At 65.1% G+C, this 14,676-nt stretch carries 16 protein-coding genes and 2 pseudogenes; 9 read left to right on the top strand and 9 right to left on the bottom strand.

Features of this window, described 5'->3' with window-relative positions; translation table 11 throughout:
* The coding region (locus ACWD38_RS19090) for an NUDIX domain-containing protein (protein ID WP_450124590.1) at nucleotides 1-402 on the top strand (402 nt) is incomplete at its 5' end.
* A gap of 64 nt (nucleotides 403-466) precedes the next feature.
* Here ACWD38_RS19090 and ACWD38_RS19085 read toward each other — a convergent pair.
* The 3 genes from ACWD38_RS19085 to ACWD38_RS19075 form a co-directional block, all read right to left on the bottom strand.
* On the bottom strand, nucleotides 467-961 hold the full coding sequence (locus ACWD38_RS19085; RefSeq protein WP_450124589.1) for an NUDIX hydrolase: 495 nt from the start codon (nucleotides 959-961) through the stop codon (nucleotides 467-469).
* 66 nt (nucleotides 962-1,027) lie between these two features.
* Nucleotides 1,028-1,837, bottom strand: a complete 810-nt coding sequence (locus ACWD38_RS19080; protein WP_450124591.1) for an exodeoxyribonuclease III — start codon at nucleotides 1,835-1,837, stop codon at nucleotides 1,028-1,030.
* A 2-nt stretch (nucleotides 1,838-1,839) separates the two neighbouring features.
* Complete coding sequence (locus tag ACWD38_RS19075; protein WP_450124592.1) at nucleotides 1,840-2,073, bottom strand: hypothetical protein; 234 nt, start codon at nucleotides 2,071-2,073, stop codon at nucleotides 1,840-1,842.
* 47 nt (nucleotides 2,074-2,120) lie between these two features.
* On the opposite strand from ACWD38_RS19075, the pseudogene thpD reads away from it, so the two are divergent.
* The 5 genes and pseudogenes from thpD to ACWD38_RS19050 form a co-directional block, all read left to right on the top strand.
* Nucleotides 2,121-2,852 (top strand): annotated as a pseudogene (gene thpD / locus ACWD38_RS19070) (ectoine hydroxylase); the annotation flags it as partial.
* Between the two features lie 90 nt (nucleotides 2,853-2,942).
* Nucleotides 2,943-3,287 (top strand): annotated as a pseudogene (locus ACWD38_RS19065) (DUF2267 domain-containing protein); the annotation flags it as partial.
* 112 nt (nucleotides 3,288-3,399) lie between these two features.
* Nucleotides 3,400-4,308, top strand: coding sequence for an IS5 family transposase (locus ACWD38_RS19060; RefSeq protein WP_450124588.1), 909 nt, complete (start codon nucleotides 3,400-3,402; stop codon nucleotides 4,306-4,308).
* A 414-nt stretch (nucleotides 4,309-4,722) separates the two neighbouring features.
* Nucleotides 4,723-5,121 carry a hypothetical protein gene (locus ACWD38_RS19055; protein ID WP_450124587.1) on the top strand — a complete coding sequence of 133 codons (399 nt, stop codon included), beginning with the start codon at nucleotides 4,723-4,725 and terminating at the stop codon, nucleotides 5,119-5,121.
* Between the two features lie 101 nt (nucleotides 5,122-5,222).
* Nucleotides 5,223-5,969 (top strand): DUF5131 family protein, encoded by a 747-nt coding sequence (locus tag ACWD38_RS19050; RefSeq protein WP_450124586.1) that lies wholly within the window; start codon nucleotides 5,223-5,225, stop codon nucleotides 5,967-5,969.
* A 13-nt stretch (nucleotides 5,970-5,982) separates the two neighbouring features.
* Here the strand turns inward: ACWD38_RS19050 and tcmP are convergent, their stop codons facing one another.
* The 6 genes from tcmP to ACWD38_RS19020 all read right to left on the bottom strand — a co-directional run bounded on the left by tcmP (nucleotide 5,983) and on the right by ACWD38_RS19020 (nucleotide 11,504).
* Nucleotides 5,983-7,077, bottom strand: coding sequence for a three-Cys-motif partner protein TcmP (tcmP, locus tag ACWD38_RS19045; RefSeq protein ID WP_450124585.1), 1,095 nt, complete (start codon nucleotides 7,075-7,077; stop codon nucleotides 5,983-5,985).
* 352 nt (nucleotides 7,078-7,429) lie between these two features.
* Nucleotides 7,430-7,978: a hypothetical protein gene (locus ACWD38_RS19040; protein WP_450124584.1), complete on the bottom strand. Its 549-nt coding sequence runs from the start codon at nucleotides 7,976-7,978 to the stop codon at nucleotides 7,430-7,432.
* Nucleotides 7,971-8,243, bottom strand: coding sequence for a hypothetical protein (locus ACWD38_RS19035; RefSeq protein WP_450124583.1), 273 nt, complete (start codon nucleotides 8,241-8,243; stop codon nucleotides 7,971-7,973). Before ACWD38_RS19035 ends, ACWD38_RS19040 begins: the two co-directional genes overlap by 8 nt.
* 428 nt (nucleotides 8,244-8,671) lie before the next feature.
* The gene (locus tag ACWD38_RS19030; RefSeq protein ID WP_281398611.1) at nucleotides 8,672-9,238 is read right to left on the bottom strand and encodes a VOC family protein; all 567 of its coding nucleotides are present in this window, start codon (nucleotides 9,236-9,238) and stop codon (nucleotides 8,672-8,674) included.
* 58 nt (nucleotides 9,239-9,296) lie between these two features.
* On the bottom strand, nucleotides 9,297-10,061 hold the full coding sequence (locus tag ACWD38_RS19025; protein ID WP_184479691.1) for an IclR family transcriptional regulator domain-containing protein: 765 nt from the start codon (nucleotides 10,059-10,061) through the stop codon (nucleotides 9,297-9,299).
* A 99-nt stretch (nucleotides 10,062-10,160) separates the two neighbouring features.
* Complete coding sequence (locus ACWD38_RS19020; protein ID WP_450124582.1) at nucleotides 10,161-11,504, bottom strand: RraA family protein; 1,344 nt, start codon at nucleotides 11,502-11,504, stop codon at nucleotides 10,161-10,163.
* A gap of 278 nt (nucleotides 11,505-11,782) precedes the next feature.
* On the opposite strand from ACWD38_RS19020, the gene ACWD38_RS19015 reads away from it, so the two are divergent.
* The 3 genes from ACWD38_RS19015 to ACWD38_RS19005 are packed head-to-tail and all read left to right on the top strand — an operon-like array spanning nucleotide 11,783 to nucleotide 14,536.
* Nucleotides 11,783-13,129: a TRAP transporter large permease subunit gene (locus tag ACWD38_RS19015; RefSeq protein ID WP_184479693.1), complete on the top strand. Its 1,347-nt coding sequence runs from the start codon at nucleotides 11,783-11,785 to the stop codon at nucleotides 13,127-13,129.
* Nucleotides 13,130-13,184: 55 nt separating this feature from the next.
* The gene (locus ACWD38_RS19010) at nucleotides 13,185-13,448 is read left to right on the top strand and encodes a hypothetical protein (protein WP_450124581.1); all 264 of its coding nucleotides are present in this window, start codon (nucleotides 13,185-13,187) and stop codon (nucleotides 13,446-13,448) included.
* Nucleotides 13,445-14,536: an Ldh family oxidoreductase gene (locus tag ACWD38_RS19005; RefSeq protein ID WP_450124580.1), complete on the top strand. Its 1,092-nt coding sequence runs from the start codon at nucleotides 13,445-13,447 to the stop codon at nucleotides 14,534-14,536. Before ACWD38_RS19010 ends, ACWD38_RS19005 begins: the two co-directional genes overlap by 4 nt.
* Nucleotides 14,537-14,676: the final 140 nt, after the last annotated feature.

Here is a 14,676-nt window from a genome sequence, read left to right as displayed (position 1 = left end):
AACGCCACGGGGCAGCTCCTCCTCGTCCGGGGACCGACCGACGAGAAGTTCTCGTTCCCCGGTGGACGCTGCGAATCCCGCGGCCCCGACTCGCCACCGCAGGCGATGGTCCGCGAAGTCCACGAGGAACTCCGCCTCACCGTCACCCCGGGGACGCTGCTGTGGGCCGGCTGGTCCGAAGGCGAGTCCTCGGCCGGCGAGAACAAAGCCCACTTCCTCGTCGAAGCCCACCTCGTCGGCACCACCGTGCCCGATCCGGACCCCGCCGAGGTCGCCGAATACCGGTGGGCCTCCAACAACGACGCCCTGCACCTGCTCCACCCCGCCGAAGCCAATCGGATCGTCCGCATCACCCGCCGACAAACCCACGGCTGGCAATACCAGCCCCGGCTCGCTCGGTGAACCACCTGTCTCGGGCAGCTGTACCCGCGTCCGATGTCCGACCGACAGTTCCCGTCGACCCAGGTCAATCGTTGAGGTGCACCGGGATGGTGAGGGTGCCGTCGAGGAAGGACTCCATGAGCCGGGGCAGTTCGGGGGGAAGGAGTTCGCTGGTGGTCTCGGCGAGTTCGGCGGTGGTCCACCAGTGCTGGCCGAGGAGCCCGGCGGTCTCGTTGGCGGAGTGCTTCGGTGCCCGAGTGGGGTGGGTGTCGGTGAGGCGGGCGAGGAAGACCTCGTCTTGGCGGTGGTGCTGCTGTCCGCGGTAGGTGAAGCGGGATTCCCTCGTCCACACCAGCGGACCGATGTCGTCGAGGACCAGTCCGGTTTCCTCGGTGATCTCCCGGCGCGCGGTGTCGTGGGCGGTCTCGCCCGGATCAATCCCTCCGCCGGGAAGCTCCCACCACTGATGCTCAGGCGCGTCGGGGTCGCGCGCGTGGATGAGCAGCACGCGATCGTCGGAGTCGAGCAGCAGGACGCGGGCGCCGAGGCGGGGCGTGCTGGCATGGGTGGTTGTGCTCATGCGAGCTGGCATTCTCCCGTGGTCACCGGTGGGAAGCGCCAGCCCGAGCGGCTTGGGGTGCTGTGGTCAGAACAGCGTGGGTGGGCTGGCGGCGGTGCTGGGGTCGGAGGTTACCAACGGGCGCAGCGGGGCGAGGTCCAGGTGCACGGCCAGGGCGGAGTGATCACTCAACCGGGGGTCGCCGAGCCGGACTTCGTGAACGTAGTGGCACGCGGACACGCAGGACGTCAGTGCCGGGGAGCAGAAGGCGTGGTCGTAGCGGTAGCCGTCGCCGGTTCGCCCGACCCAGCTGTGCTCGACCTCGCCGGGAGCGGTGTGCCGGTAGGCGTCGCGGAGGTCGTGGCGGTCGATCAGCGAGCGGTAGAAGTCGTACTCGAAGGCGAGGAACTGCGGATACCGCGGGGTGTGGTCGGGTTCGATCACGTTGAGGTCGCCGAGCAGCAGCCGGGTCTCCGAACGTTCCTTCGCCGAGCGGCCCATCAGGTCGCTGAATTCGTGCAGCCAGCGTTGTTTGCGTTCGACCTTGTCCGGGCTCGCGTCGCGCGACGGCGCGTACACGCCGATCAGGCGCACGGGGCCGTGGTCGGTGTGGGCGGTGGCGGTGGCCGCACGGGCAGGCAGGTAGTCGAGCTCGGTGCTCCAGTCGTCGGCGTCGAGCGCGACCTTGCTGGCGATCATCACGCCGTGCTCGCGGGGCGCGGGGGCCGGGAACACCACCGAGTAGCCCGCGTGCTGGAACCCTTCGGCCAGCAAGGCGCAGCCGTCGCTGGCTTTGGTCTCGGTCAGCACGAACACGTCCTCACCGCGGGTCGCCAGCCAGTCGAGTTGGCGTTGGGCTCGGTGTTCGGAAGGACTGTTGATGTTCCAGGTCAACACGCTCAAGCCGGGCACTTCCCGCTCCGTTCCTCATAGATGGGCAGCACATGCAACGCCACGGTCCACGCCACCGCCTCCGGGGCATTCTCCGCGCACGAGACTTCCAGCAGCGGCCAGCCACGCTCCCCCAGCTGCGCGGCGGCCTCGGCGTAGCGGGCGGCTTCGATACTGCTGGAGTCGGCTTGGCGCTCGAAGCGGCTGTGCCGTCCACGACGGTCCAGGCGCGTGCTCAACACCGCCGCGTCCGCATGCAGGAGGACGGCGATGTCAGGAGTGGGGACGTCTGCTGTCGCCGGCAGAGGTGCAGCGGCACTGGCAGGAGCTGCAACGGCTGACCCGCGACCCGGAGATCCGCTCGGACGAGCGCACCGTGGTTGAGAGGGGGTCCGACGAGATCCGCTCGATCTTCGACGTGCACCGCTGCAGTCCGCTGATCGCTGAGCTGATCCGGGAACCGCGAATCCTCGACCGCGCACGGCAAATCCTGGGATCTGAAGTCTACGTGCACCAGAGCCGAATCAATCACATGCCCGGATTCCGCGGTGGAGGGTTCTACTGGCATTCGGACTTCGAGACCTGGCACGCCGAAGACGGCATGCCGGAGCCCCGCGCGGTGAGCCTGTCGATCGCGTTGACCGACAACTACCCGTTCAACGGGGGCCTCATGGTCATGCCCGGTGCACACCGGACCTTCGTCTCCTGCGCGGGAGAAACCCCGGAGAAGAACTACAAGTCCTCGCTGACCGAGCAGCGGGTCGGTGTGCCCACCGAGCACCACATCACGCGGCTAACCCACGAGCACGGCATCGAGCAGTTCACCGGATCGGCGGGTTCGGCGCTGTGGTTCGACTCGAACACGATGCACGGTTCAGGCAACAACATCACCCCCTACCCGCGCTCGAACATCTTCATCGTGTTCAACAGCGTGCACAACACGCTGGACCGGCCTTTCGCCGGTACCCAGCCGCGGCCGGAGTTCATCGCCTCGCGCGATTTCACCCCGATCACCCGGTGAACCGGTACGACCACACCGAACGCGACCCCCGCGCAGCGGTTTCCGTCGCTTTGCAACGATTCCCGGAATCCCCAGAACAGGAGTACACCCATGAAGTACGACGAGTTCCTCAACCAGGTCCGCCAACGCGGCCGTCCGGCCGAGCGTGAGCACGCCGACGCCGCAGCTAAGCAGATCCTCGCCGCGCTGGGCCAGCGCCTGGCCGGCAACGAGCCGGTCGATCTCGCCGGCCAGCTCCCTGCCGAACTGAAGGACCCGCTGCTGAGGCCTACGGGAAAGGCCGAGATCGGCGACGAATTCGACGACTTTCTTCGCCGCATCGCCGATCGCGAGGGCCGCGGCTGCAGCAGCGAAGAGGCCCTGACCCACGCGCAAGCCGTGCTGGGCACCATCGCGAGCTTCGTCTCCAGCGGTGAGATCCAGGACCTGCGCTCGCAACTGCCCGCTAGGCGCTGTTTAGGAACGTGGGGCCCGCTGTTTGAAGGCAGTGAGGTCTCCGGTAGATGGATCAACGACCAAGAAGATCGACATCTATCCGGAGACCTCGGTGGGAAGCGTATCGGTTGGCGCGCGTCAGGATCTGACGGACCGGCAGTGGGTGGCGTTGCAGCGTGTGTTGCCGCCTCAGCCGGTGGTGGGTCGTCGTCCGAAGTGGACACGGCGGCAGTTACTCGATGGGGTCCGGTGGCGGGTGCGGGTCGGTGCTCCGTGGCGGGATGTTCCGGAACGTTATGGGCGTTGGCAGTCGATCTACCAGCTGTTTCGCCGCTGGCAGCGTGAGGGTGTGTGGCCCTGGATCCTCTCGGCACTGCGAGCGTGGGCCGACTGCGTAGGGCTGATCGACTGGCAGGTGTCGGTGGACTCCACGATCAACCGGGCCCACCAGCACGCCGCCGGAGCCCGCCGCCGGCCTGACAAGCAGATCGAACCGCCCGGCGACGAACCGGCCGATCACGCACTGGGGCGGTCGCGGGGCGGATTCACCACGAAGATCCACTTGGCTTGCGAGCAAGGCCGGAAACCGTTGACGCTGTTGATCACTGCTGGTCAACGCGCTGACAGTCCGCAGATGGTCACCGTGCTCGAGTCGATCCGGGTCGCACGGCCCGGGCGCGGACGCCCGCGCACTCGCCCGGAGCGAGTACTTGCCGACAAGGCATACTCCTCCCGCGCGAACCGCTCATACCTGCGCAAACGCGGGATCACCGCGACGATCCCAGCCCCGAAAGACCAAGCCGCCCACCGGCGCGCCCGCGGATCGGCCGGAGGCCGACCGCCCGCTTTCGACCCCGAGACCTACCGACAGCGTCACGCCGTGGAATGCGGGATCAACCAGCTCAAACACCACCGTGCCGTGGCCTGCCGCTACGACAAACTCGCCCTCCGCTACGAAGCCACCGTGCACATCGCTGCCATCGACATCTGGCTACGCAGCCTCACCAAGATCAATTTCTAAACAGCTCCTAGACGTCAGTGGTGGAAAAGACCCGACTCAAGCCGCGGTCAGTGGTGGGTCTTCGTTCGTCTCCGGCGCTGTCGTCGGCGCTGCTATCGGTGGCCCGGTCGGCGTTGTCGTAGGCGGCGTGGTCGGAATTGGCGTTGGTTTCGTCGTCGATGAAATATGGCCAGACTGAGCTGACGTATCGCCACGGTCTTTGTCGAGAGGTTGAAGTTGCCCGAGATCGCACCAAAACCGAATCTTCATACCGGAGAGCCCCGTCCACCGCGCGCGCCGGTCTCAGCCGACTACAGCGGTGACGTGAAGAACGCCCCGGGGCGAGCTCGATACCCGTCTGCCCCCGAGGGACATGGGCCGGTACTTGAGTGGCATCAAGGCCGTGTCTCAACGTCGGTCTTGTCAGGTTTTTTGATGTCTTTGATCCTCATCGCATTCGGAACGTTGAGAGATTGGGGCATCGGGTGGATGAGCACCTGGTGGCTGTGGCTCTTCGTCGTCTGGCCTCCATTCGTCTTCTACTTCATCGGCAGAAGCGTCGGAATCTCCGCTGGATCCGACTGGTTCGCAATCAAGAACGGCCACGTCGACACCTACGTACTGACCGAGGTCAAAGTAGTCGGCACCAGCGGCGGCCTAGCATGGGACCTGGAACTCAAAGACAAGAACGGAAACGAACTCTCGATCAACCTTCGGGAAATTCAGACTAACCGTAACCTCTGGGACCTCGTCTACAACGGAATTGTCTACTCGGTGCAGCGGGGCAGCGCCAAAACCAACCCGCGGGCTTTGGACAAGCTGAAGCTACGGTAGACATATGGTCTAATCATCCGGATTTTCGGGCACGCGAGGGGCGGCCTAGGCCGCGGGGATAGCTCACGATACGATGGCATCACCTTTGCAGAAGGAGAGCCATGTCCGACAGCACCTCGATCGAGTGGACCGAAGCGACATGGAATCCGACCACGGGATGCGATCGTGTATCTCGGGGGTGCGACAATTGTTACGCATTGGCGCTCGCAAAACGCCTGAAAGCAATGGGAACAGAGAAGTACCAAACGGACGGCGATCCGCGAACTTCCGGCCCAGGGTTCGGTGTCGCAACTCACCTTGATTCGTTGAATGTTCCTTATCGATGGTCTCGCCCGCGTCTCGTATTCGTAAACTCGATGTCAGATCTTTTCCATGCAAAGGTATCAATTAGTTTCGTGCGCGAAGTGTTCAAAGTTATTAATGACACACCTCAGCATACATATCAATTACTGACTAAACGCGCCGCTCGCATGCGCAGGATTTCACAATCCCTTCAATGGCCAACGAATTTGTGGGTAGGCGTCTCAGTTGAGGACGAGCAGCAACTACCCCGGATCGAGGACCTTCGCCAGGTTGGGGCAGCTGTGCGTTTTATATCTGCGGAACCCTTGCTTGGTCCGCTCGCCGGATTGACTCTTGATAATATAGACTGGGTAATTACGGGAGGCGAATCAGGTCCCCGTGCGAGGCATTGCAACCCAGAATGGGTACGGCAAATCCGAGATAAATGCGAAGAATCTTCTGTTCCTTTCTTCCATAAACAATGGGGCGGACGGATGCCCAAGTCTGGCGGACGAGAGCTTGATGGTCGAGTGCACAACGCCATGCCTGCATCTTTTCGCCAGTAGGGCTTGTTAATGATCAACCCCCTTTGATCCTAACGTAGGTGTCATAGAATACGCGTCCTTCGGTATTCACCTCGACCCTTTGGTTGCTGCGCAACATGTCAACGGTTCTAATGATCTGCTGCTGACGGAATACCGTGTGGAACGTCGTGAAATTGATCAAATCTTTTACTTGGCAGCCCTTAGAGCCGAAACGGCCGATCTCGGGAAGCAACAATCGCCCGAACGGCCCGAGCTGAGGTTCTTTCAAGTCAAAAAGAGCTTCAGCTAATTCATCTCGGGGGTCGCGGAACCCGACACCGTGGGACCGATCTACCTCCCATAGTGAATCCTTCATCTTCTCGACGCCGCGCCGATGACTCGTTCCAAAAACGAGATAAAGAGAATGCCCCCGCCTGTCGATCAGCTCAAAGTCGAGCAAATATTCGAATCCGGCATCGCTCAGTGAGCGCCTGTAGCAATCAAGCAGGTGTCTCCGCTTCGCCTCCCCATCCGAAAAGTTCGCGACTTCTCGCCACCTTCGGTCTTGACCGAACACTTCGTCAGCAGAGTCGCCGAGATCAGAGACAAATCGCACGAAATGTTGAGGCTGAAACGTAACTATTACCTCGCTAGATGGGTTATTTGCCAGACGCTTCAGCAAGCTATACGATACAGGAGCATTTCCCCATGAATCAAGAACCGCCAAAATAGGATGTCCCCATGCTCCCATTTCGGTCAAGCCAACCTCGAGTTTTTCCTCACAAGTTCCTTCAATAAACTTAATTGGAATGGACTCTTGCGCTCTTGCCGAAGACGCCAACACAGGTGCCGTCTTCCTTTTTAGCAAATCCACGCATCGCGCATCGGAATCAACAAAGAGAAATCTTCCGGTTCCCTTTTCGGGAGGTAGCTGACCAAGAAATGACTCTAGCGCAATGATGGGCGACCCGGGCTCACCACCCTTATAAACTCCAGGACCGGAAAAACCCTCGGCGTACGTTGCAGATGGGTATGAGTTACTTCCGCCAAGCAAGATGGGGAACCACCGTCGCAGGTAACGACGGTAGATGTCATGCTTGGCGGAGGTATGCTCGACTATCTCCCACGGCACGTCGCGATGCGCTGGCATTTACGCCCCTCCTAGAGACTCCACGGCGATCCCACGATAGCGCCAGGTGAGGCATCTGTCTCTCGAATGGACGTAGATATCGAATCGGAGCAGCCATGCAGAAGGCTGAGTGTTTCGCCAATACTCTTTTCGGGTGGTATCGGCGTTTCCCGCTGGCTCGCTCCCTCAATCCACCCATGTCGAGCAGATCAAGCACCGAGGGTTCTCGCTGACGACGACGCGTGTCGCGCGTGGCAGGCGCACACTCGGGCCACGGCTCCCAACTTGCATGAGACGAGTCACCCGGCTGCTGCCTGTTGACGAGACTGTGCGTTCGTCGTCCGCCCGCGATGAAGCTTGAGTGATCGAGCCACTACTCAGCCACAACGAGGCTGAGGCGTGTGGTTAGTGCGCAACTCGCCCCTCGGACACGCATGCTAACCACACGTGGTGAGATCGTAGCTTCTACGACTCGCGCGTGTGGTTCGTATTTGAGGCGGAGTTGCAGGCTGTCGTAGATCTTGTTCAGGGTCTCCGGCCTGCCATCCGCCAGGGCAGTCCCCACGTCGCCGAGCGAATCGATCATGGCGTAGACCTCTCCGCCTTTCAGGTTCCGTGCTTCGGGTGTGCCGTCCAGCTCTGCCTGTGCGGCGGCTCGCTCGGCTTGTGCCGTGTTGATCGCGTCGACGAGCGCCACCGGATCGGCTCCCGCTTCGATGGCGGCTTGCAGGCTGTGCAGCGGCGTAGTGGCGTCGGTGAGCTTCTTCTTCAGTGCGTCCTTCGGGCCGGTTCGGTTGCTGGGCTCGGTCTGAGAGCCGAGCAAACCAGCTTCGCCTATTCGCCAGAAATGACCCTGCAAATCCGGTTGATACTCCGCCAGGTGCAACTGTTCACCGGGTACCGAGTTCAGCAAATCATACATCGGGGATATCCTCTTTCGCTGCGAGCAAAGTCGCATGGGGGAGAACCACGAGCCGCTCGCCGGAGGCCACTGTCGTCCCGCTTGGAAGCCGACCGGCACACTCCTCAGTGAGATCGCGGCCAATCACCGCGACGTCGCCACCGACCAGCTCCCAGATGTCCGGGCAACCGTCGTCGTTACCGCTCACTCCGAGCTCGCGTGCGAGTTTCCCCAACCTGCGCGCGAGCGGCGATGCCGAATCCGCTTCCCAATCCTTTTCTGTCATCTCCCCCACCTCTCAATGCTGGAACGACCGCCCTGAAAAGGTGACAACCGGCCATCAACAGCTGGTATCACTACTATTGGTGTCGTGTACTCGGCTAGAGATTCTCTCGGTACTGACTGCTCCGGGTACGGTGCCGGACGAGCATGTTGTTACCGGCCGTCCAGATACACGCCACATGACGCCAGGCGACAGTGGTATTCACGTCGGCCGCCCGGTGCTGTCCACCTCTTCGCCCGGGGGCTCCGCCGGCGGTGTCGGCGACGATTTGCTGGGGCACGCGAATCCGGTAGGTGTGCCCGTGAACGGCGGTCGAGCGCGACCGCGACATGAACGAGCGACGGTCGCCTCGCGGGGAACCTCGTCCCGAGCCGTTTCGCGTCCTGGGTGCGGGCCGTCCGCTCGATAAGCGAAGGCGTCGAGCAGGCCGGTCAGTAGACCTCGGGAAGCAGGATGTCGGCGGGCGGGTTTTCCGGCGCGTAGTTGCCGGCGTGCGCGCCGGCGTGGATCTCGTCCTTCGTGAGGCCTTGCTCGCGTGCCTCGACGAGCTTGTCCGGGTCGAAGAAGGAGCCGATGGGGTTCTCGGCGAACTCGCGCGAGGCCCACATCCACTCCTTGGACACCGCCCAGTCGCCGAAGGCGTCGACCTGGATCTCCACGCCGTTGCCCTCCGGGTCGGCGTAGTACATCGACATCGTGATGCCGTGGTCGAGGCTCATGAACGGCAGGATGCCCTCATCCTTGAGCCGCAGGTAGTTGTCGAGCCACTGGTCGAAGTCGGTGTACTCGAACGCGGTGTGGTGCAGACCGGCGCTGGTCGACTTGTCCACCGGCTTCTTGATGGCCGGATGCGCGATGAAAGCGACCCGGTGGTTGGCCTCGTCGTTGGTGAGCCACGCCGCGCCGTCGCTGTAGTGGACTGGGGTGAGCCCGGCGACCTTCTCGTACCAGGCGACCATCTCGTCGAGCTTGAGCGTCAGGAAGGTCGTGTGATGCAGCTTCGGCGCGGGTTGACGAATCGCTGGTCACGCCAGATCTTGCGTGAGCGGTGTTCGGTCAGCTGAGGCGGCGGGTGATGGCGAAGGCCGCCCGTTGCACCTCGACGCCGAGCTGTTCGATGCGTTCGGGGGGGATCTCTTCTTGGGTGCCTGCGACCTGGATCGCGGCTGTGGTGGGTGTGTCGTTGGCCAGGCCCGCCGCGACCGACGCCATTCCGGGTTCGCGTTCGCCCACCGCGTGCCCGAAGCCCGTGTCGCGAATGCTCTTGAGGTCGTTGAGGAATGCGTCTCGGTCGATGGGCGTTCCGTCGGCGCGGGTGTGGTCGTCGAGCCGGTCGAGGAGCCGTTCGACCTCCTCGGGGTCCATGGCGGACGCGAGGACCTTGCCGGCGCCGAGGTGGAGCGGGAGCTGTTCTCCGATGGGCAGTTCGTAGCGCAGCGGGCGGGCACCGTCGACGCGAGCGAGCACGACCCGGTGCCGACCCATCCGCTTGAACAGGGATGCCGTGAGGCCCGTCTCGGCGGCGAGGTCCTGCAGCACGGGCCTCGCCGCGTTCAGCAACGGACTGGTGGTGAGGTAGGCGTGCGCACCGAAGATCAGTCCGACTCCGGGGCGATACCCGGTCGCGTCGCGTTCGACCCGCCCACGAGCTTCGAGGACGTTGAGGATGCGTTGCGTGGTCGCGACCGGGAGGTCGGCGCGGCGGGCGATGTCACTGAGCCGCAGGGTGTGGCGGCTGCTTTCGAGCACCTCCAGGACGTCGATGGCGCGCTCGAGGGACCGCATGCTGCTCGCCGGGTTCTTCGGCGTTTCCGGAGCCACCTCGACCACCCTTCTGTTCGACGCCTTCCCCCTCATCTTTCCACACGGTGGTGAACAATCTCGGGTGGCGTGGGCAGGACCGGGGCTCCGGACTGCACCTCACGCGCCGGCGAGAATCGCGGCCCGGCGCCGCGCTTCGTCGGCTTCCACGGCCCGGCCGGCGAGCAGGCTGGAGGCCGCCTGGGCGGCGGGGATGGTGATGACGCCGTCGTCGTCGGCGACCACCACATCTCCGGAGTGCACGACGACGCCGCCGACCGCGACGGGCACGTCGACCTGGCCGGGGCCGTTCTTGTAAGGCCCGGCGGGCGACACGCCGCGGGCCCAGACCCCGAACCCGATGCGTTCGAGCTCGACGACGTCCCGCGCCGCCCCATCGATGATCATGCCCAGGACGCCGCGGGCCTTGAAGCGTTCGGCGATGAGCTCGCCGATGAGCGCGCGGGTGACGTCTCCGTCTCCGTTGACCACGATGACCTCACCCGGCCGGGAGACTTGGACCGCGTCGTGGATGGCCTTGTTGTCACCGCTGCGCACCCAGACCGTGCGAGCGCGTCCGACCAGCCGCGCACCCTTCCACAGCGAGCGAATACCGCCGTCGAGCACGCCCATCCGCTCGCGACCGTCGCCGATGTTGGCGACGGCGAGGCCCTGGTACGCCGCGAGCAGATCGCCGGCGGGCAACAGGGCGGCGTCGGCGCAGGTCGCGTGGAGCTCGGCAGTGGCCCTGCTCATCACGGGCCGCAAACCGAGCGAGTCGAGCAGCGCCGCTGCGGCGGTGACCTCCCCGGCGCGACGGGCGGCGTGCTTGTGGGTGCCGCTGTAGAGGCGGTCCAGGGTCGCCTCCCCGCCTGCGAGCTCGACGGCGATCTGGGCTCGGACCCAGTCTTCGGCTCCTGCGGCCCGGCCGGCGGTGCAGGACTCGACGATCAGCGCGGCGAGGCCCTTCATGAACGTGCTGCGCAGCAGCTTGCGCGCTGACGCGTCGCCGGGACTCCCCCCGATGTCGTTCGCCGGAGCGCCGAGCGAGGTGAACACGGCGGTGGCGCCGGCGGAAGCCGCGCCGCTGATGATGACGCTGGTCTGCGCTCCGTGGTTGGGGACCGGACCGATGACCGACACGTCGGCGAACCGCTCCGCGCCGATGACCTGCGCGACGGCGTTCATCACGACGGGGTCTCCGGCGTTCATGTCCGCGAAGATCGCATCCGGCGCGAGGTGGTCGGCCACCGACTCAGCGGCTTCCTGGGCGCGCGCGCCGCCGACGAGGCTCATGACCACCTCGGCATCGCGCACGGCCTCGCCCGGAGTTTCGGCCAGCTGAACTCCGGTCGGCGCGGCGTCGACCGCCGGGTCGTACCCCGTGACGGTCCAACCCAGCTCGACCATCCCTGCCGAGTAGAGCGTGCCCGCTTCGCCCAGCCCCAGTACCGCCGCCCGCATGCTGACTCCCTCTGTCGACATCCCGTTCCGTGGTAATCCTTACCGCTGAGTGCGCAGTATTGCCACGAAATGGAAGTGTGTCAACGCCGCCTTGCGCCCATGTACTCACTGCATGGAACTCACTTGCGCCCTGCGGAACAAAACTTCACCGCGAGTCTTGCCGTGCGACACGGCTCCATGTAACTCTCGCACACCGATACGGATTCCCACCCTATGGAGAACTGGCTCTTGTCAGCGCGACGGGGTGCACCACAGCGGTGTGGCGACGAGGAGGAACGATGGGACTGGCCGTATGGGCCCTGATCGCCTACATCGCGGTGATCGTGGTCTGGAACGCGGTGCTGAAACGCAGCATCGGGGAGGCGATGATCCTCGGGTTCGTCGTCCTGTGCGCCTTCGGCACCGTGGACTTCCCAAAGCTGGTGGGGGTCGGATTAGCTGAGGCCGGAAGCCAGAACATCGTCTTCGCGGGGCTGGCTTTCACCTTCATCGGGTCGATCCTCACCCGCACCGGGGTGATCGATCGGCAGATCGACATCCTCAACTCCCTGCTGGGGCGGGTCAAAGGCGGCGCCGGTTACGTCGCGACCGTCGGATCGGCGGCGTTCGGCAGCGTGGCGCACTCGGGCTCGGCGAACGCCGCCACAATCGGTTCGGTCGCCATCCCGTGGATGAACCGGTCGAACTGGTCGCCGCACATCGCCGCCACCGTGGTGGCGGGCAACGCGGGCAACGGTGCTGTGATCCCGCCGAGCGCCTCGTTCTTCGTGCTGATCGGCTCCGCGGCGGTGGCGCCGTTCGTCTCGGTCGAGCAGCTGTTCGTCGCGATGTTCGTCACCGCGGGCTGGTGCGTGTCTTGGCGCCTGCTGTGCATCGCCTACTTCGTGCGCCGGTACAAGATCCCGCGCGTTCCGGCATCGGAGATCCTCGGGCTCGGATCCAGCTTCCGGCGCGGCTGGACGTCCCTGTTCGTCTTCGTAGCGATCGCCGTGCCGATCGTGCTGACCTTCGGCGCAGGCGGAGATGCTCTCACCTCGGCGCTCGGTGCGGCCGCGGTCGAATCGATCGACATCCTCGTGTGGATCCCGGTGATGCTGGGTGTGGTCGCCGGAGTGATCGGTCGGCAGAACCTGCCCAAGACCTGGCGCGGCTGGTCGGAGCTGATGGACGAGTCGGCGCCGCGGTTCAAGGACGTCGGCGCCACCATGGTGTTCGCCTTCGCCGGGGGCGCCGTGCTCAGCGAACTGGGGCTGTCCGACCAACTCGGCGCTGTGCTCAACGGGCTCGGCGCGCCTCCGATCGTCGCCGCCCTGATCGTCGGAGTCATCATCATCTTGGTGGCCGGCCCGCTGAACTCCACCGCCACCGTCGCCACGGTCGGCGGCGTGGCTTTCGCCGTGCTCGTCACCGCCGGGGTGCACCCGGTGCTGGCCGCGTGCTCGATCCTGGTCTTCTCCTCGACCGAGGGCGCCTCGCCGCCCGGTGCCGCCGCGATCTACATCTCGACCAGCCTCGCGCAGGTCAACCCGGCACGCACCTTCGTTCCGCTGATCGTCTTCTACGTCGTCCCGTTCCTGTTCATCGGGACCGCCATCGCCCTCGGTGTCCTACCGGTGCCGCACTGATGGCCGGATCCCGCACTACTCGCGACAACCGATCGGAGGCCCACCGATGCCCCCTGTGACCGAGGAAACCGAGCGGCGCCCGCTGCGCCGACGGGCCGATGCCGTGCTGTCGGCCGGCTTCAAACTCACGCTGATCACCATGCTCGCGCTGGGTGCGGTGGTGGTGCTGGTCCAGATCGTCGGGCTGCTCACCGTGAACGCCGGCCTGGTCGAGGGTGCTGCGAACGCACTGCAGCCGACCCTGTTCGCGATTTCGGCGGGCTTCGGCGTGCTCACCATGGCGCTGGCCTACGTGCGCGGGTGGAAGAACAGCGAGTGAAGCGGTTCAGCGAAAGGACCGTCCGCGCGCAGATCGCCGGTGTTCTGACGGCGTGGGGAATGCCCGCCGAGCACGTCGCGACCACCGCGGAGGCGATGGTGTACGCCGACCTCTCGGGAATCGACTCCCACGGGATCTCGATGCTGATGATGTACGAGAGGTTGTGGGACGAGGGGCATCTCGATCTGCAAGCCCGCCCGGGTGTGGAGCGTGAGAACGCCGCGATGGCGCTGCTGGACGCCGGAGGAGGCCTCGGCCACGTGGCCGGGGTCAGGGCGATGAACCTCGCCATCGACAAGGCTCGCGTCGCCGGTGTCGGGATCGTGTCGGTGCACAACTCGCGTCATTTCGGTGCGGCCGGCTACTACGCCGGCCTCGCCGCCGAAGCGGGACTGGTGGGGCTGGTCACCACCTCGGCGAAGGTCGCCGGCGTGGTGCCCACCGGCGGGGCGGTGCCGAGGCTGACCACCAACCCCATCGCCTTCGCCGCGCCCGCCCGCACCAACCCGCCGTTCCTGCTGGACATGTCGACGAGCACGGTCGCCTCGAACAAGGTGAAGGTGTACGACCTGCAGGGCACGACGATGCCCGAGGGGTGGGTCGTCGACGAATCCGGCGGCCCCGTGACCGACCCCGCCGAGGCGATGACCTACATCCACGAACGCGAGAACGGTGGCCTGACACCGCTCGGCGGGACGGGCACCCACGGAGGCCACAAGGGGTACGGGCTCGCGGTGATGGTGCAGATCCTCTCCGCCGCCCTGTCCGGGGCCGACCTCGCCGCCACCCGTCGGCCCGGGGCGGTCGGGGACATCGGGCACTTCTTCCTCGCCCTCGACGCCGATTTCTTCCGCCCTGGCGGGGAATTCCTCGCCGACGTCGACGAGCTTCTCGACATGCTGCGCGCCACCGCCCCTGCCGAAGAGGGGACCCCGGTCCAGGTCGCGGGGGACCCCGAGAGGGCCAGCCGCGAGCGGCGACGTGCGGACGGAATCCCGTTGCCCGACACCCTCATCGCGAAGATCGCGGCGATCTGCGACCGGGCGGGAACGAGGTCGCTGCTAGACCACCCCATCCTGGAGAGCTGAACCGATGTACGACTTCTGCGTGATCGGCGGAGGGATCGTTGGCGTCGCCACGCCCTGAGGCCGCGGACCCCGGCCCGCCGGATGCTCGACCTCGTCGGCCGGCCCGTACCCCTGGGTAAACCGGCACTGGTGGCCGAGCC

This window comes from Saccharopolyspora sp. NPDC002578 (genome assembly GCF_053592695.1).
Note: the sequence above shows the minus strand (reverse complement) of the source record. Positions and strands in the feature narration are given on the sequence as shown.